General features: G+C 25.6%; 17 protein-coding genes. 8 read left to right on the top strand and 9 right to left on the bottom strand.

Going from position 1 to position 17,533, the window contains the following annotated elements:
* Positions 1-20 precede the first annotated feature (20 nt).
* Together BHYOB78_RS07700 and BHYOB78_RS07705 are read left to right on the top strand one after the other, a co-directional pair.
* Positions 21-1,838, top strand: coding sequence for a glycoside hydrolase family 10-like protein (locus BHYOB78_RS07700; protein WP_020063726.1), 1,818 nt, complete (start codon positions 21-23; stop codon positions 1,836-1,838).
* Between the two features lie 32 nt (positions 1,839-1,870).
* Positions 1,871-2,542 carry a hypothetical protein gene (locus BHYOB78_RS07705; protein ID WP_020063727.1) on the top strand — a complete coding sequence of 224 codons (672 nt, stop codon included), beginning with the start codon at positions 1,871-1,873 and terminating at the stop codon, positions 2,540-2,542.
* Position 2,543: 1 nt separating this feature from the next.
* On the opposite strand, the gene BHYOB78_RS07710 is transcribed toward BHYOB78_RS07705, so the two are convergent.
* The 7 genes from BHYOB78_RS07710 to BHYOB78_RS07740 all read right to left on the bottom strand — a co-directional run bounded on the left by BHYOB78_RS07710 (position 2,544) and on the right by BHYOB78_RS07740 (position 8,431).
* Positions 2,544-3,011 (bottom strand): hypothetical protein, encoded by a 468-nt coding sequence (locus BHYOB78_RS07710; RefSeq protein WP_020063728.1) that lies wholly within the window; start codon positions 3,009-3,011, stop codon positions 2,544-2,546.
* Positions 3,012-3,069: 58 nt separating this feature from the next.
* Entirely contained in the window at positions 3,070-4,482 is a 1,413-nt protein-coding gene (locus tag BHYOB78_RS07715) for an ABC transporter permease (protein ID WP_020063729.1), read from the bottom strand.
* Entirely contained in the window at positions 4,482-5,522 is a 1,041-nt protein-coding gene (locus tag BHYOB78_RS07720; protein ID WP_020063730.1) for an ABC transporter permease, read from the bottom strand. The genes BHYOB78_RS07715 and BHYOB78_RS07720 overlap by 1 nt, the downstream gene beginning before the upstream one ends.
* 470 nt (positions 5,523-5,992) lie before the next feature.
* Positions 5,993-6,484, bottom strand: coding sequence for a ribonuclease HI (gene rnhA / locus BHYOB78_RS07725; RefSeq protein WP_012670256.1), 492 nt, complete (start codon positions 6,482-6,484; stop codon positions 5,993-5,995).
* Between the two features lie 34 nt (positions 6,485-6,518).
* Positions 6,519-7,532, bottom strand: a complete 1,014-nt coding sequence (locus tag BHYOB78_RS07730) for a DHH family phosphoesterase (protein WP_012670257.1) — start codon at positions 7,530-7,532, stop codon at positions 6,519-6,521.
* Between the two features lie 30 nt (positions 7,533-7,562).
* Positions 7,563-7,931 carry a 30S ribosome-binding factor RbfA gene (rbfA, locus tag BHYOB78_RS07735; protein ID WP_020063731.1) on the bottom strand — a complete coding sequence of 123 codons (369 nt, stop codon included), beginning with the start codon at positions 7,929-7,931 and terminating at the stop codon, positions 7,563-7,565.
* Positions 7,932-7,951: 20 nt separating this feature from the next.
* On the bottom strand, positions 7,952-8,431 hold the full coding sequence (locus BHYOB78_RS07740) for a chemotaxis protein CheW (protein WP_012670259.1): 480 nt from the start codon (positions 8,429-8,431) through the stop codon (positions 7,952-7,954).
* 314 nt (positions 8,432-8,745) lie between these two features.
* Here BHYOB78_RS07740 and BHYOB78_RS07745 point away from each other — a divergent pair, with 314 nt between their 5' ends.
* The 4 genes from BHYOB78_RS07745 to BHYOB78_RS07760 all read left to right on the top strand — a co-directional run bounded on the left by BHYOB78_RS07745 (position 8,746) and on the right by BHYOB78_RS07760 (position 14,053).
* Positions 8,746-9,816, top strand: a complete 1,071-nt coding sequence (locus BHYOB78_RS07745; protein ID WP_020063732.1) for a metallophosphoesterase family protein — start codon at positions 8,746-8,748, stop codon at positions 9,814-9,816.
* Positions 9,817-9,845: 29 nt separating this feature from the next.
* Positions 9,846-12,005 (top strand): ATP-binding protein, encoded by a 2,160-nt coding sequence (locus tag BHYOB78_RS07750; RefSeq protein WP_020063733.1) that lies wholly within the window; start codon positions 9,846-9,848, stop codon positions 12,003-12,005.
* A gap of 83 nt (positions 12,006-12,088) precedes the next feature.
* Complete coding sequence (locus BHYOB78_RS07755) at positions 12,089-13,183, top strand: NYN domain-containing protein (protein WP_020063734.1); 1,095 nt, start codon at positions 12,089-12,091, stop codon at positions 13,181-13,183.
* A gap of 15 nt (positions 13,184-13,198) precedes the next feature.
* Complete coding sequence (locus BHYOB78_RS07760; protein WP_020063735.1) at positions 13,199-14,053, top strand: prephenate dehydrogenase; 855 nt, start codon at positions 13,199-13,201, stop codon at positions 14,051-14,053.
* Between the two features lie 134 nt (positions 14,054-14,187).
* Here the strand turns inward: BHYOB78_RS07760 and BHYOB78_RS07765 are convergent, their stop codons facing one another.
* Both BHYOB78_RS07765 and BHYOB78_RS07770 read right to left on the bottom strand, forming a co-directional pair.
* Positions 14,188-15,264: a M24 family metallopeptidase gene (locus BHYOB78_RS07765; RefSeq protein ID WP_020063736.1), complete on the bottom strand. Its 1,077-nt coding sequence runs from the start codon at positions 15,262-15,264 to the stop codon at positions 14,188-14,190.
* A 76-nt stretch (positions 15,265-15,340) separates the two neighbouring features.
* Entirely contained in the window at positions 15,341-16,231 is an 891-nt protein-coding gene (locus BHYOB78_RS07770; protein ID WP_020063737.1) for a DMT family transporter, read from the bottom strand.
* A gap of 441 nt (positions 16,232-16,672) precedes the next feature.
* Here BHYOB78_RS07770 and BHYOB78_RS13595 point away from each other — a divergent pair, with 441 nt between their 5' ends.
* Together BHYOB78_RS13595 and BHYOB78_RS07775 are read left to right on the top strand one after the other, a co-directional pair.
* A complete protein-coding gene (locus BHYOB78_RS13595; protein ID WP_012670266.1) occupies positions 16,673-16,813 on the top strand; it encodes a hypothetical protein in 141 nt (46 codons plus the stop codon).
* Positions 16,814-16,815: 2 nt separating this feature from the next.
* Positions 16,816-17,505 carry a DUF6338 family protein gene (locus BHYOB78_RS07775; protein ID WP_012670267.1) on the top strand — a complete coding sequence of 230 codons (690 nt, stop codon included), beginning with the start codon at positions 16,816-16,818 and terminating at the stop codon, positions 17,503-17,505.
* Positions 17,506-17,533: the final 28 nt, after the last annotated feature.

The raw sequence follows: 17,533 nt of genomic DNA on the forward strand, positions 1-17,533 counted from the left end.
CAATAATAAAAATAAAAATTATGAATAAAATCATTGTAATAATATCTTTAATCATACTATTAGCAACATCTTGTCAAACTTTGAATATCATTATACCTAATGATGTAAGAAAAATGCTTGCTAAAAATATTGATGAAGATAGAAGTCAAAATCCTCTTTATAGAGAGTTCAGAGCAGCTTGGATATCATCAGTAGTGAATATAGACTGGCCTTTGAAAGGAGGAAGCGAATCCGAACAGAAAAAACTCATTGTAAAACATTTAGATACATTATATGAAAATAATTTCAATGCTTTATTTATTCAGGTAAAGCCGGATGCAGGAGTAATATTTAAATCAGAAATAAATCCTGCCACAAGATATTTTTCCGGTTCAAAATCAAGCGATGAAAAAGATGATTACCCTTTCAAAACTGATATGCTTGAATTCATAATAGAAGAAGCTCATAAAAGAAATTTAGAAGTTCATGCTTGGTTTAATCCTTATAGAATGTCTTTTACTTATGATAAAACTAAAAGCTATGAAGAACAATTTTCAAAAAAGAATTTTATTCATACATATGTTTCTAATAATCTTAAGCCTATATATTGGTATGATAACAGACTTTATTTAGATCCTGGAGAACCTATAAGTGCAAAATATATAACAGATTCAGTAATAGAAGTTGTTGAAAATTATGATGTAGACGGCATACATTTTGATGATTATTTTTATCAGAATGCTGCAAGAGGAAAAACTTATAAAGATTGGCCTGATGAAGTAAGCGCTGAAAAATATGGAGCTAAAAGAGGATACGATATTACAAATAAATCTGATGATGGTTATGGAGTGAATGGACTTTATGCTTGGAGAAGAGATAATATCAATAGACTTGTAAGCGATTTATACAGAGAAATAAAATCAAGAAAACCTTATGTAAAATGGACTATTTCACCTGCAGGAGTTTGGAGGAATAAAGATAAATTAGCAGAATATCCTGGAAGCAAATATGGAAGCGAAACAAGATCATATAATCCTAATTTTGATGCTTTGCATGCTGATGTTCTTTTATGGATGCTTAACGGCGAAAAAACAGCTACTTTAAATAATGCCACAAAAAAAGACGGATTAAATAGAATGTATATTGATGCTATAATACCGCAAGTATATTGGACTTCAGAACATAAAACAGCACCTTTCGATAAAATAGTTAAATGGTGGGTTGGTGAAGCAAAAAAATCAAATAATGGAAAACTTGCAGACATATATATAGGACATGCTCTATACAGAATGGGAAGTGCCACAAATATAGAACCTTGGCATGATATTGATTTGATGTCAAGACAAATAAATTATATAAGAGATGTAGGAAAAGGATATATTAAAGGATCAGCATTCTTCACAATGCATAATATGTATAGAAAAGACAGAGATACAGGAAATTTCGGAAATGATGCTATTGAATATGTAAGAGAAAATAATTATATATTCAAAGCAATAGTACCAACAATGAACACTATGAAAGATATAAGTAAAGCTCCTTTAAAATTAGAGAATCCAAGTATTAAAAAAGTTTTCGGAGGAATTGAAATAACATTCACAGATCCTAATGAATACAGACTCGATAAATACGGACATCTTCTGCCTTCATATTCTTCGTACTATGCTGTATACAGAGAAACTATAGGAGAATCAGGAATAGAATTAATAGATAAAATAAGAAGAACAGACTTCAATGCAAACTCAAAAGTAACATATAAAGATAAAACAGCAAATTCAAAGCAGACTTATATATATTATGTTACAGCATTGGACAGGATACATAATGAAAGCGAATACCTTACTATAATAAATGATTGACAAATATAATCTAATAAATATACTTATATAATATGATATTAGAAAATTTATATTATACTGATTATTATAAAAATCATTGGAATAAATATGGTATTCTATTTGAAGATAAATATTTTGAAAGTGATAAAAAAACTATATTAAATGATGATTATTATATTATACATAAAAAATATTCAGGATACATTCATCAAAAAGATATTATAGGATATGAAAGAAGTTTGTACACTAATCATGATAATAAACTTATTTACAATTATAAAAGTGATGATGCCAGAATGTTTAAAATAATAAATCATAATAATCATGAATATTTTATTTTTAATAGAGATTTATCCGGTTTTTCTATAATCGATTTAAATAAAACTAATAAAGAATTTAACTTCTATTATAATAAACCAATAAACAAAAACGGCGTAATTGTTTTTATGAATGCTGAATATTGTAATGATAAAATTCTTTTTTATATATTCTATTTATCAAAAGCAGATAACGGAGCATTTAAAAGAGTATTCAATTATTTATTATATGACTTTTCTAATGGAATACAAAAGAATCAAAATTATGTTAACTTTGTAGATATAAGAAAATCAATATTAGATTTATACGATTATGAATTATATTTTACTTATAAAGCATATTTTGATAATAACAGCATAATAGCAGAAGATTTATCTAACGGGAAAAAATTTAATATTAATATATAAACTAATTCAAAGCCTTATTTCTCATTAATATTAAAGCTAAATCATCAATTCCATTTTCTTCATCACTATACAATGAATAATATATTCCATTAACGTTCCAATAGACTATATATTCTTTTTTATTATTTGTTTGTATTGTTATTTCTATATTTGTTTCTTCATCAATATTTTTTCTTTCTTCTTTAAGATTATCAAAAAATGAAAGTAAATCATTTAAATTCTTTGAAGCTCTGTAATAATAGTTAATATTATTATAATCAAAATTAGATTCTGCAATAGTTTTATTAACGATAGCATATTTAACATTCATAGCATGCTCAGGAGCCGGCACACAGTATCCTAAAACAGTAAAAGATTTTGTAGAGTCCACCGGTACAATATCAAACTTTTCACTATTATTTTTATTGGAAGAACATGATATAAATAATAATATACTAAAAATTAAAAACAAAGATTTTATTATATGCATAGTTATCCTTATATTAAATAATCTAATTAAGATTAAATCATATTCAATAAAAAATCAATTATCTGCTTCTAAGTTTAGGGTGAAGTATCTTATCCAAAGCAAAACCCAAAAATGCAAATGACATACCTAAAATAGCAATCAAAATTCCCGGAGGTATTATCCACCACCAAAGCCCAGAAAGCACAGCAGAACCTTTCATAGCATCATGCAAAATCTGTCCCCAAGTAACTATAGAAGCATCTCCAAGTCCAAGCAATGATAAAGAAGATTCATAAACTATAGCAGAAGGTACAGCCAAAGCCATAGAAGCAAATGAAAAAGGCAAAAGTAAAGGAGCCAAATGATTAAATATTATTCTAAAATGTCCTGCTCCTATAGTGCGTGCTGCCTCAATATAAGTTTCTTCTTTAAGCTGCATAGCCATAGAACGAACTGTCATAACCGAACCAGTCCAAGAGAAAAATATCATCATCGTTATCATAGTCCATATACTAGGCTTGAATATAGCACTCATAACTATCATAACAGGAAGTACAGGTATGCCTATAAATATTTGATAAATAAACTGCATAGTATTATCAACAAATCCGCCGAAATATGCAGATACTATTCCATACATTACTCCTATTATAACAGATATAAAACTTGTAGCTATTCCGATAAATAATGCCCATTTCAGTCCGGATACTAAACCAGAAAATATATCTCTTTTCATATTATCAGTACCCATTATACCAGACATAGAGCCTACCAATACTATATATGGATCTTCAAAGCTTGCATTATCTCCTGAAAATTTTCCGCTCACTTCAAATTTATAAATGCCTTTCAATGCCTGAAAATTTTTAGCCATATCATCTTTTTTTGTATTAAAAAGTATTTTCATAGGATTGGTTGTAAGAGTATCAATCTGTCTTGCTAATATTCTAGGAACTGACTCTCTGTAAAATCTGAATATTCTATTTTTTGAATCATTGAATGATGATATTCTTAAATCTCCGTTTATATTATGTAAACTATCTGAAAGTGTAATTACTGCCCCATCAGGTCTTGTTACATTCCAAATGAGTCCTGTAGCACCATTAACATTAGCATGAAAAATTAAATCCACTGGAGCTTTATCAAATTTATAATCATATTCAAATACTGCTTTATAATTTAATTCTCCATTTATATTATTAGTTTCAACACTTATAGGTTTTATATCTGTTGTGATAGCTGATTTTTCTTTCTGAAAAAAATTAATCCATTCAGGAGCAGCTGAAGCCGGATTATCCTGCCAATATGTTATATCTCTCCATCTTTTAGGTGCTTCTTTATAAGTTAAAAGCAAAGGCTCAAGTAATGATACCATAATAGCTAAAACAAGTATGCATAAACCAACAACACCTGTTTTATCTCTTTTAAACTCATTAAAAAATTCTATTAAAGGAGCAAGTTTTTTCTTGATTTTATTCATATCTCTATCCATTACATCTTGCCTCCGACTTTTATTCTAGGATCTAAGAATCCGTAAGATATATCAAGAACAACTAATCCGAATTGATAAAGTGCTGTAGTTATAGCTAAATTACCCATCAATACTGGTATATCATTTTGCTGAACTGATATCCAATAAAGATTTCCCAAACCAGGCCAAGAAAATATACCTTCAAATATAATTGATCCTGCAATAGAACCAAGAAGTCCCAATAAAGTTATAGTAACTATTGGAGGAGCTGAACTTCTTAAAGTATGTCCAAGTAAAACAGACTTTTCAGATATCCCTCTTGCTCTTGCTGCCATTATGTAATCTTCCTGCAATGTTGATAAAACTATATTTCTTACAACAAATGAAAGTCCCCAAAAACCTATTAATGTTAATGTAAGCAAAGGCAAAGACATATGCCATAACATATCCAAATAATACATTATGCCTGTAGGTGTTGGTATGGAATGCACTCCTCCAGATGGGAATAATTTAAACTTATAAACAAATATCATTATAAGTATCATAGAAAGCCACCAAGTGGGCATACCGTAAACTATCATAGTTATAATGCTTGTAGTTCTGTCAAATGCCCCGCCTGCTTTTCTAGCCTTTATAAGTCCTATTATCAAACCTATTATCATTTGTATAACTGATGCTGTTGTAAAAAGTATTATAGAACGAGGAAGTGCCTCTCCTATTATCTTTATAACATCTCTGTTACCGTTTGAATCCATCATTATAGAAGATTTTCCGAATTGGAAAGTTATTGTATTAATACCCCTTATAAATATTCTCTCTCCTATGCTTCTATTAAGCCAATATATATCATAATAATATGCCCTTCTCTCTTTTATAAAATTCTCCACATCTTCAGTACGCATATTACTAAGTCCTCTCACTTCGGCATTTATATTTTCTTCAATTTGCGCCTTGAGAGTTTTTTCACTAACGGTATTAAATATAGCAGAAGACATAAACATAAGTATTACAAACATGATTATGCCTTTCAATATTCTTTTAATAACAAAATAAGTAAACATAATATAATCCTTTCAAGCATTATACTAAAAATAATAAAAATTGTAAAGTATTATTATGTTAATTTAATTATGTTAATTTTCTTAAATTTTAAATACTACGCACGGTGAGTTTATTAAAAATATCAATTAAATTGCATTTAAAAAACTGCCTATATAATAAAACAATATCAATCGTGCGTTAAAGAATTTTTTTAACTTAATAAAAACTTGGGTGGGTGCTAAAATTTCTTATTCAGCAGTAAATATAAATAAAACTATAATTGCAAAATTAAAATATAAAAAATAAAGGGCGGGGTATGTAATTAAGCTTTAAAACTTTATTTCAATCCCCACCATATTTTCTTATTAACTTATATTGAATTTTTTAATTATTATTTTTTTATTGCGTACTTAGAAAATATAAAATCCCACCCTAGATTTTTTTAAATTTAGAGCTTACTTACCGCCCTAAAATATATAATATTTAGATATCAGCAATACTCAGTTTTTTCATTAAACGAAGCTGACTTACCACTTTCGATATGCTCGTCCATAAGAATATTAACTATTTCATCAGCACGATTATTTTCTTTATTAGTGGAATGCCCTTTCACTTTTATAAACTCTATATCATGCTTTTTAGAAAGTTCTATTAATCTTAACCAATATTCTTTATTTTCAACAGGCTTCTTATCACTTTTTACCCAATTATTTTTCTGCCAAGAATATATCCATTTAGTCATACCATTAACTAAATATGCACTGTCACTATGAAGCTTTATACTATGAGAATGCTTTAATCTCTCAAGTGCCTTAATAGCCGCCTTCATTTCCATTCTGTTATTTGTAGTATTATCCTCGCTTTCACCTATCTCAAGACGAAGATTATGCTTTTCACTTATAAGTATTGCTGCCCAAGCACCAAGCCCAGGATTTCCTCTGCATCCGCCGTCTGTGTATATAATAATATTATCTTTTGTCATGAATTTTCTTAAGTTTATTTGATATTATAAAAAATTATGAAGCCATCAAATCAATCAATTTATCATTTATTGATTTCACCAAATTTTCTTTAGTATAATCTTTCTTTGATACTGTAAAACCTGATGCTTTAGGATGTCCGCCGCCGCCGAAACTCTCTGCCACTTCTCTAATATTTTTAGAACATCTGCTTCTAATACTGACTCTAAAGTTATCTTCATTTTCATGAATTATAAAGCCAATCAATACATCATCCATCTGAATAATAGTATCAGAAGCGCTAACAGCAAGCTCTTTCATATTAGTACCGCAAATCTTATCTCCCAAGCATATGTATCCTATTTTATTTTTATCATCTATAACCATACTTCTATATATTTCCATTAAAGCAGCAACATCATTTTTAGTATATCTCTTTCTAACAACATTTCCAAGATTTTCCTGTATTATACCTACTTTCATTAATTTAGAACCATAAAGCAAAGTTCTATCTGTTGTATTGCTGAATATAAAACTTCCTGTATCTGTACAAATACCGCAGTAAAGAAGTGTTGCTATATTATGATCAAACTTTTCTAAATAATCCTGAAATATATCAACTATTATCTCACAAGTAGCACCTGCAGTAGTATCATCATAAAACATAGTAACTCCATTAATATTTCTAACTTTATGATGATCTATGAATATTACTTCATTGTATTCATTTAATACTTCAGAAATCCAACCAATTCTATCTATATCACCTGAATCTAAAACAACTAAAACATCTTTTTCAGGCAAAGTATCTTCATTAACTTCAAAAATTACTTCATCAACAAAAATAAGATTCTGCAAATCTCTCTGCTTTTTATCTGTATTTACAACACAAGCATTCTTGCCAAATATATTTTTAATGATTAAAGACAAAGCAAGCCCAGAACATATACAATCGCAATCCGGATTTCTATGCCCTGTAATAGTAACATTATCAGCTTTTGAAAGCCTTTCTATTATTTCTTTTTTTGATACATTTAATTTAGCTTGTTTATCTTCTTCATTATAAGACATTGATAAGTCCTTAATTTATTATTATTAAGATTAATTTTCTTCAGGAATTTCTTCCGGTATATCCAAATTTTTTATATCTGTTAATACTTTATTAGTTTCTATTAGATTTTTATCATAATGGAATGTCAAATTTGGAACATACCTAATAGTAAGCTGTTTTTTAAGATAAGAAAATATTACTCCCTTAGCACTATTAAGGCCGTTAAGAACTTCATTTTGCTTATCTTCACGCAAGCATACAAAATATACTTTAGCATTCTTTAAATCTTTAGCTGTATCTACTTTAGTAATAGTTACAAGATTATTTTTTATTCTAGGATCTTCTATCTCTCTCATTATAATCATAGAGAGAGTCTGCTTAATATTCTCATTAACTCTAAGTATTCTATGTGAGGACATAACAGTATTTACTTATTTTCTTACTTTACTATAGAATTATTAACGGCATTAGTTAGATCGTCAAGCTCATCTTTAATGAATACTTTATCTATATCAACTAAAATAATCATTTGTTCATTAGCTTTAACTAAACCCATTATATATCTGCTGTCTATTCCAACATGCATATCTATATCTTCTTGAATATTTTCATTATTTATAGTAAGTACATCTGATACAGAGTCAACAACCAAACCATATTTTTTATCGCCTATTGCTACAACTACAATTACGCAGTTTTCAGGATTCATAGGCTCATCAAAATGGAATCTTGCTCTTAAATCTATAACAAGAATTATAGTACCTCTCAAATTAATAATACCTTTCAAATAATCCGGACAATTTGGGATTGGAGAAGGCTGCATAAAGTTTAATATTTCCTGAACTTTTAATATATCTATTCCGTATAATTCGTTATTTATTTTAAATACAAGTATTTGATTTGATATGGCACTGCTCATGTTATCTCCTTTAAATCATATTATGAATTATAATATATAATGTACATAAGTCAAGTAATTTTATTATTCTTTTTATCCATTTTATACTATATTCAATAAAAATACAATAATATTAAAAACTAATATATTTCATTATTGATTATAAAATATAAAAAATACATATTAATAATACTAATTTACATACATAAAATCAATTATAATAAATAATATTGATTAATTAATATATTTAATTTATAATATAAAAATACAGTTTCAATAAAAATTATTAATCATTATTAACGATAATATTATTAACTATAATAAAAGAGAATTTTATGGCTAAATTATTAATATCAAGCGATTTGCATCTTAGTGTTCAGGAAAAAGAATATTCACTTTCTGTACTAGATGAAATAATAGAATATGCAAAAGATTATGATGCTTTAATGCTTCTTGGCGACACTTTCAATACTTTTGAAGATTTGCAAGGATTAAAAGATGTATTTTCACAAAAAATAGAAGATTATCAAAAAGATGTATATTTACTTAAAGGCAATCATGAAAACCTAAAAGCTAAAGGCATAACATTAAATAAATTAAAATTCCCCGACAATGTTATAGTTATAGAAGATATAAGTTTTTTTAATATTGACAATTTGGATATTATAGCACTACCCTACAGTGAAAAATATATTATAAATAATGATATAAATAAAAAAATAGAAAGTTTAAATGCTGATAATAGAATAGTAATAGCTCATGGTATAGTTGAAGGCACATTATGGGCTATAGAAGAAAATGAAGAGGCAGCAAGCATACCTATAGATATAATAAAAAAGATAGACCCTAATATCGCAATAGTAGGACATATACATAAACAAATGGAAGTTAATATTGAAAATATAGAAATAATATATACAGGCTCAGCAAGAGTATGGAGAAAGACTAAATCAGAAATGGGTATAAGAAGATGCTTGGCTATTGATACCGAAAACAACTCTATAAAAAAAACATTTATAAATATAAAAAATGCAGGAGTATATAGAGTGTATGAAAGCAATATTTATAATATATCAAATATAGAACAAAAAGCACCTGAATGGGATATAAATGATATTATAGATGTAAATATTTATGGAATAGCTGAAGATGAAAATGAACTTGAAGAAAAAATAAATAATATAAAAAACAAATATTCAAAATATGTAAGGGACTTTAATATAAAAACTTCGGACATATTTTTACTTGAAAATGCATATAATGAAAGCATCATAAAAGAATTCTTATCAATAGCAGATGAATATGAATTTAATACTAATAATGAAGAAGATTTAGAAATAGTTGAAATTGCAAAAAGAATAGGCATAGAAAAAATATATACTGCCCTACAAAATAACAAAAGATAATAATTAAGAATAAAAAACGGAAAATTAAAATGATATTAAATTTAAATAAATTTGGAAAGTTTAGAAATAAATCCTTTGAAATATCTGATAATCTTACATTGTTTTACGGAGAAAATGAATCTGGTAAAACTACTATATTTGACTCTTTGATGTTATTATTTTCAGAAAACAAAAAAACTTCATCTTTCGCCAAGCAAATAAAATTGAGATACGGTGATGACATAGATATTAATACAGAACCAGAAATAGATGAAAATATAAAACTTCATCCTCAGTCATATAATAATTTATATTCAATAAGACAAAGCGAAATAATATTTGAAATGTCAGACAGCAAAAAAGATTCCAAAGATTGGGAAAGCGAAATAAAGAAAAAATTATTTGCTTCGGATATAGATGTAGGAAAAATAATATCTGAAGTAAAAGCAGAATATGCTGGAAAATCTCAAACTGCAATACCGGCACAATTAAAAAATACAAAATACAGAAATGAAGAAATAGAAGAAGAACTTAATGCTTTATACAGTAAGGCTAATACAGAAGTTAATAAAAAAGATAAATTAAAAGAACTTGATGAATTATTAAAAGAAAGTAATAATATATTAAAAGAAAAAATTGATGAATACAATAAATTAATCGCCTTAAGAGAAGAAAAAAATAAAGCAAAAGAGAAAAATCATTTACTTAATATAAATACAATGATACATGAATTTAATAAAAAGGATCAATTCATAAAAGATAATATCAATTTAAGAGATGATCATTCAAAAACAATAAATGCTCTAAGCACAAAAATAGATGAAAGTGAAAATAGAATATCATTTTTAAAAGGAAAAATAGAATCTCTTCAAAAATCTTCTGAGGAAAGAAATAAAACAGATTATCAAAGCATGATGCTTAGAATAGATAAAGCAATAAAAAAAATAGATGAATTAAAAGAAAAAAATAACAAAATACCAAAAATCGCATTTTTAGCAGGCGTCATTTTGGTATCAGCATTACTTAGTTTATATTTTAAAAATCCGTATTGGTTTTTAATAATACTTCCTTCCATACCTTTTTTACTTATAAAAGAAGGAAAAAATGATAAATTTATAAATGATATATTAGATTCACTTCCTGAAATTGATATAAACTCTGACAATTTAGAACTATCCACTTTAAAAGATATATTGCTAAGAGAATTAGCTAAAATAGAACTAATACTTGAAAAAAATGATGATGAGGAATTAGAAAATTATAAAAAAGAATTGGAAGAAGCAGCAAACAATTTAGAAAATCATCATAAAGAATTAAATAATTTCTTTAATAAGCTCAATGTAAAAAACAAAGAAAATTATTATGAAATAAAAAGTAATTTTGATAATGTATATAAAAGCACTGAAGAATTATTTAAAAAATTAATGATAGAAGCGAAAAAATTCGGTTTAAAAGATATAGATACATTAAATGCCAACTGTAATAGAATATTAAAAGAACTTGATGAAAAAGGCATCAATCCTGATGATTATAATGAAATGGAAATGAAAGCATTAGAAAATAAATTAAGAGAGTTAGAGAAAGAAATTAATTCTATAAAAGAAAATATGAATAAAGTTATATCCAATGCTTCATATATTCAGGGAGAACTTAACAGCAGCGATGATGTGCATAAAAAAATAGTTAATCTTGAAAGTGAGTTTGCAGAAAATAATGAAGAGATAAAAAATTTAAATAAGAGAAAAAAAGCCTTAGAATTGCTTGAAAATATGCTTTCAAAAATAAATAAAAAAAATGATGATATATTCAATTCTCTTTCTAATGAAGCAGAACTTTTATACAATCATATAACAGGAAAAAATTTATCAGATGATGTGATTTCAATGTCAGGATTCGATAAAAATAAAATAATGGTAAAAGATAAACAGAACGAAATGAGAAATGTAGAATTATTATCTTCTGCTACAAAAGATGCTGTTTATATAGCTATGCGTCTTTCTATACTTTCAAAAATACATGAAACAGGAAGATTAATACTATTAGATGATCCTTTTATCACATTTGATAATAAAAGAACAAAAGAAGCATTATCATTTATAAGAGAATATTCTAAAAAATATAATATTCCTATAGCAATATTCACAAAAGATGTATTTATAAGAGATATTATGAAAAATTATCAAGAAGCTATTATACATGAGTTATCTTAATTAATTACCTTTAATAGTATTGTATTTTTATCAATTTCTTTATAAAATATATATAGTAATCTTATACAAATATCGGCGGAATTATGAAAAGAATAGGTATATATATAGACTTAGAAAATGTATCGCATCTAAGCTATGAAGTTAATTTTGAACAAATGTTTAATAATATATTTTCTTTTTATAAGAATAATTTAAAAGACAAAGAAATAGTTTATTCTATAAAAAAGGCTTATGGAGATGCTAAATCTATAAAAAAATACTCAAAAAATTTAAGAGATATGCATATAGATATAGTTTATTCTGTCCCTGTTAATAAAGCCAAAAATATGGCTGATATGATATCATCAATAGATGCCTTTGAAGATTTTGTAATAAATAAAAAAATTGATATAGTGATATTCGTGAGCAGAGATGTTGATTATACTGTAGTTATGGATAGACTTTCAAGATATGGTGCTATTGTAGGAATAGTTACAGTGTTTGATAATTCCAAAAGAAATATATTTAAAACTTCATGCAATCATATATTTAAAATTGAAGATTATAAATTAGCAGAAAAGCATGAAACAGAGGCGAAAAAAGAAAATACAATAGATAAAACAGAATTTCTAAATTTCTTTTATAAAAGAGTATTGGAAATATATAATGTTGAAAATACTCAGACAGTAAAAATTTCTATATCTGATATATGCAATAAAATAAATGAAGACTTTAATTTAGACAAAGGTAAAAGTGCAATAGAACAAACTCAATTCAAAAAAATTAAAAATGTACTTAAATATTTAAATAATAATGGAATAGAAACTGAAATAAAAAATGATGATTTTGATATTAATGATATAGATGTATTTAAAAATGTAATGTCTAAAATTTTAAATATAAATAGCTGTGAAATTAGTGAGAAAAACTTTATTTTATCTTTTAAAGAAATAATTTCTAATTATGAAGAGAATACTATTATATCTCTTGCAAATACAATGAATGAAATTAATAAAAAATTCAAAATAGGCAATAATTCGAGTGCGGTAAAAAATACAAGATTTAAAAAGCCAAGTAAATTTATAGAATATCTAATGAAAAAAAACATTCCTATTGAACTTGCCAATAAAGGAAATAGTTTTAAAATGAAAGATAAAAATCAAGTATTAGAAATACTAGAAAATATATATAATGAATAATATGAGGAAATGAATATGTCAAATATAACAGTTATCGGAATGGGTTTGATGGGCGGATCTTTAATAAAGGCATTAAAGCTAAGTAATCAAGATTATCATATATATGCTATAGATACAAATAAAGAAAATATAGAATCTGCTTTAAAAGATGGTTATATTGAAAAAGGCTCATATAATTATGATAATATAAAAGAACTTATTGAATTATCTGATATAATTATGATATGCACAATTCCGTCAATAGCAATAGATATAATAAATAAATATAAACATTTAATAAATAATAATCAAATACTTTCTGACTTTTGCGGAGTAAAAACTGATATTTTCAATAATACTAAAGATAAAAAATATGTAGGGCTTCATACTATGGCAGGAAAAGAAAAAGGAGGATACATTAATTCTTCCGAAACTCTTTTTAAAAACTCAAATGCCATAATAGTAAATAATGAAAATGCCAATGAAAATGATATAAATATAATAGAAAAACTTTCAAAGGATATAGGCTGCTTAAAAATAAAAAAAACAACAGCACAAAAACATGATGAAATGATAGCTTTTACAAGTCAGCTTATGCATATAGTGGCATGCGGCATAGTTAATCATGATCATTTTTTGCCTTCGCTTGGTTTTGAGGGAAACAGTTTGGGAGATCATACAAGAGTCGGTACGATAGATGCTAATATGTGGAGCGAATTATTTTTATACAATAGTGATTATTTGTATGACTCTTTAGATAAATACATAAAATGCTTAGATGATTTTAAAAATGCATTAAAAAACAAAGATAGAAATGAATTAAAAAGACTTATGCAGCATTCAAATAATACAAAAAAAGAATGGCTCGATTTGAAAAATAATGACTTGTAAATATAAAAAACTAAATTCAGAATTATAAACTTATAATAAGTTAAAAAATTATTAGCAGCAATATAAACTATAAAAAATTAAATCTCTAGCATTTTATATGCCAGAGATTTAAAACAATATTCTTTAATTATTAATTATTTTATAATCATTTCTTTTGTAAAGCTATTTAAATTTTTATGTCCGTCTTTGGTTACAACTATCAAATCTTCTATTCTCACCCCTACCTTTTTATCAGCACAATAAATACCAGGCTCTATTGAAAATATCATACCCTCTTTTAATAATGCCTGATGAATAGAACTAACATCTCCATATTCATGAACATCCATACCTATACAATGTCCTGTTCTATGAGTAAAATATTCTCCGTAACCATTTTCTGTTATACAAGAACGTGCCTCATTATCTATATCTGAGAATTTTAATCCTTCTTTTACTTTATCAATGGCTCTTTCATTAGCAGTTTTTACTATATTATATATCTTTTTAGCTTCTTCATTAGGCTCTCCAAAAAATATAGTTCTAGTCATATCAGAACAATATCCGTTATGCATACAGCCCATATCTATAACTAAACAGCCATTATCACCTATTACAGTATTGCCTGTAGAATAATGAGGATTAGCAGCATTCTCGGCAAAAGCTATTATAGGTGTAAATGAAAATCCGCCGTCTGCTCCGTTTCTTTTATATATAAGTTTTAATTCTTCTAAAGCATCAATTTCTTTCATACCTACTCTTACAAAGTCAATAATATCTTTCATGCTTTTATCATTGATTTCTGAAGCTTTAATCATCTTTTTTATCTCTTCTTCATCCTTTTGCATTCTTACATAATCTATGCATGAAGAAGCATTTATATATTTTTTAGCTATATCAAGTTCCATCATCTCAAGTAAAAAATTAGATGTCATAACCTTATCTATACCAATATTTTTATCTTTATGTACAAATTTAGATAATTTTTTCACCGCACTTTCTGTATCAGAATAATATAAAATATCTATATCTTTATTATTTAATGGGAAAAGCTGATTATTAATAAGATGAACTTCATTGTCCTGATTGATATAAAGTCCTAAAAATCTTTCACCTGAATGTATATTAATATTTGTAAGATAATATATTGACATTCTGTCTGTTATAACAAATTGATAAATATCTTTTTCTTTCATAGCGTTAATAACTCTGTTTAATCTATTAGTATTCATAAGAATAATTCCTTTTATAAAAATCAAAAAATTATTAAGATATATTATATACTGTAATGTATTATTTGTATATAAACTATTTATTTTTTTCAGGCAAACTAAGCAAAGTTAAAGCAGTCAATGTTAGTAACACGCCTACAACAGAAAGTACAGTAGGTATTTCATGATAAAAGAATATTCCAAAAAACATTGCAGCTATAGGTTCGCCTGATGCTAATATAGAAGCCTTTCCAGCATCCATATGCCCCAAAGCTATAGTAAAAAATGCATAAGGAAATACTGATGTACAAAGAGAATGAAAGAGCATAAATACTAACATACCAGAACCATTTTCTACTACAACATTTGAAAGTGCTTTCCAATCAGTAAAAGGCAATGATATTACAGCTATACTTATTAATGCATATAAAGTAACGGTGAGAGTATTATAATTTTTTATTATAGCAAGTTTAGAAAATATACTGTAGAGCCCGTAGAAAAAAGCACCCATAAAACCTATAAATATACCAAAATATGTCCACTTCATAGTTTCATTAGTTTCAAGTACTCCGCTTGCGAAGAAACATCCTAGTAATGCTAGTATCATACAAATAATTTTTTTTACTGTTATCTTTTCTTTGAAAAATATATTAGCAAATATCAAAACAAATATAGGAGATAAACTCAAAAGTACCGCAGATAAAGATAATGATAATTGCTTTACAGCCTCATTATAACAAATATTAAGTCCTAATATTCCAAGTATGCCAGCTGAAACGAATATCCATAAATCTTTTAATTTTATTTTTATTAAAGACCTGTCATATAAAAATACGCATATAAAAAATATTATGCTTGCTACGATAACTCTTGAAGAAACAACAGTAAAACTATTAATATTCAATTCCATAAGTCTTCTTATAAATATTCCGCCGCCTCCCCAAAATATACCGGATAATATAGGAAGAATAGGTATAAACTTTTTCATAATGAAATAAGACTCCATAATATAATAATTCAGAATTTGAATAAATATTATATACTAAAAATAATTTTTTTTAATATAGAATTTCTAAATATTTTTTATAGTTAATTGTTTTTTATTAATTCCTTATATTCTAAAAATGTAAAGTTTAAAAATAATGTGATTAAAAAACATTGGATATATTTATAAAATTAAGAATAGTAATTTATATATGATAATTTTTATTATAAATAAAGAAAAATCGTTAAAAAAATAAACCGCTTTTGTGGGATGAACAAAGCGGCTTATTACAAATATAGTTATTGGGGGGTAGTCCAATCAACTAAATATATTATCGGCCGCTTGGCAATTAACTTTAGTATTTTTATAAAAAAATATTAAATATTGATTTTTTTTTATTACTTGTTATCATAGCAATATTAATTCACAATTAAGGAGCAGAATATGAAATCAAAAAATAATGTATCAAGAGAAAGTTTTACATTCAAACAAAATGAAAACGTAAAAAAACAAGTATCAAATATTATATCAAATTTCAATAATGTAAATAAAAATCAAAATTCAAATACTAAAAAAGATAAGTAAAAATGGATTTTTCATCTTTAATAACTGTTATAATATTTATTTTACCTGGATTTATTATTATAACTGTTAAAAATTTATACAGTTATGTAAAAAAAATAAATACTTTTTCAAAAATACTTCAATCATTAATTGCTACAATTTGTATATGGTATATTATTATAATATTATCTAATTATAATAGCAATTTAAACAATATTTTTAATATATTATTAAAATTAGAAAAAACTAACTTTTTAGAATATAAGTTCCAAATTTTTACTTTTTTTATTATAGTTTATTTAGTATCTTTTATATTAGGATTAGTAATAGGATATTTGCTTCATAGATTAAAATTTATAGAAAAATTATATAATAAAATATATTATAAAATCTTTTCAAAAAAACCTACTAAACATATTTTTGAACATATATTTTATGAAGCTAGTTTAGATAAAAATAAGAATATATATGTATTCATAAAAACTATAAGCGGAGAATATATTTTTGGATTTGTAAAAGAAGCAAGTGATAATATAGATGATAGAAGTATATGTATATATGATGTGCATCAAATTAGAAATAAACAATTAATAGAAACACTATACAAAGAAAATAATTTTATTTATATAAAAGAAAATTCAATAGAATATATTTATATATTAAATGATATTTCAGATTTAGAAAAAATATGCAATTATTTAATTAACAAATAAAAATAATTACTTATTCATAAAAATAATA

Source organism: Brachyspira hyodysenteriae ATCC 27164 (assembly GCF_001676785.2).
GTDB classification, from domain to species: Bacteria; Spirochaetota; Brachyspiria; order Brachyspirales; family Brachyspiraceae; genus Brachyspira; species Brachyspira hyodysenteriae.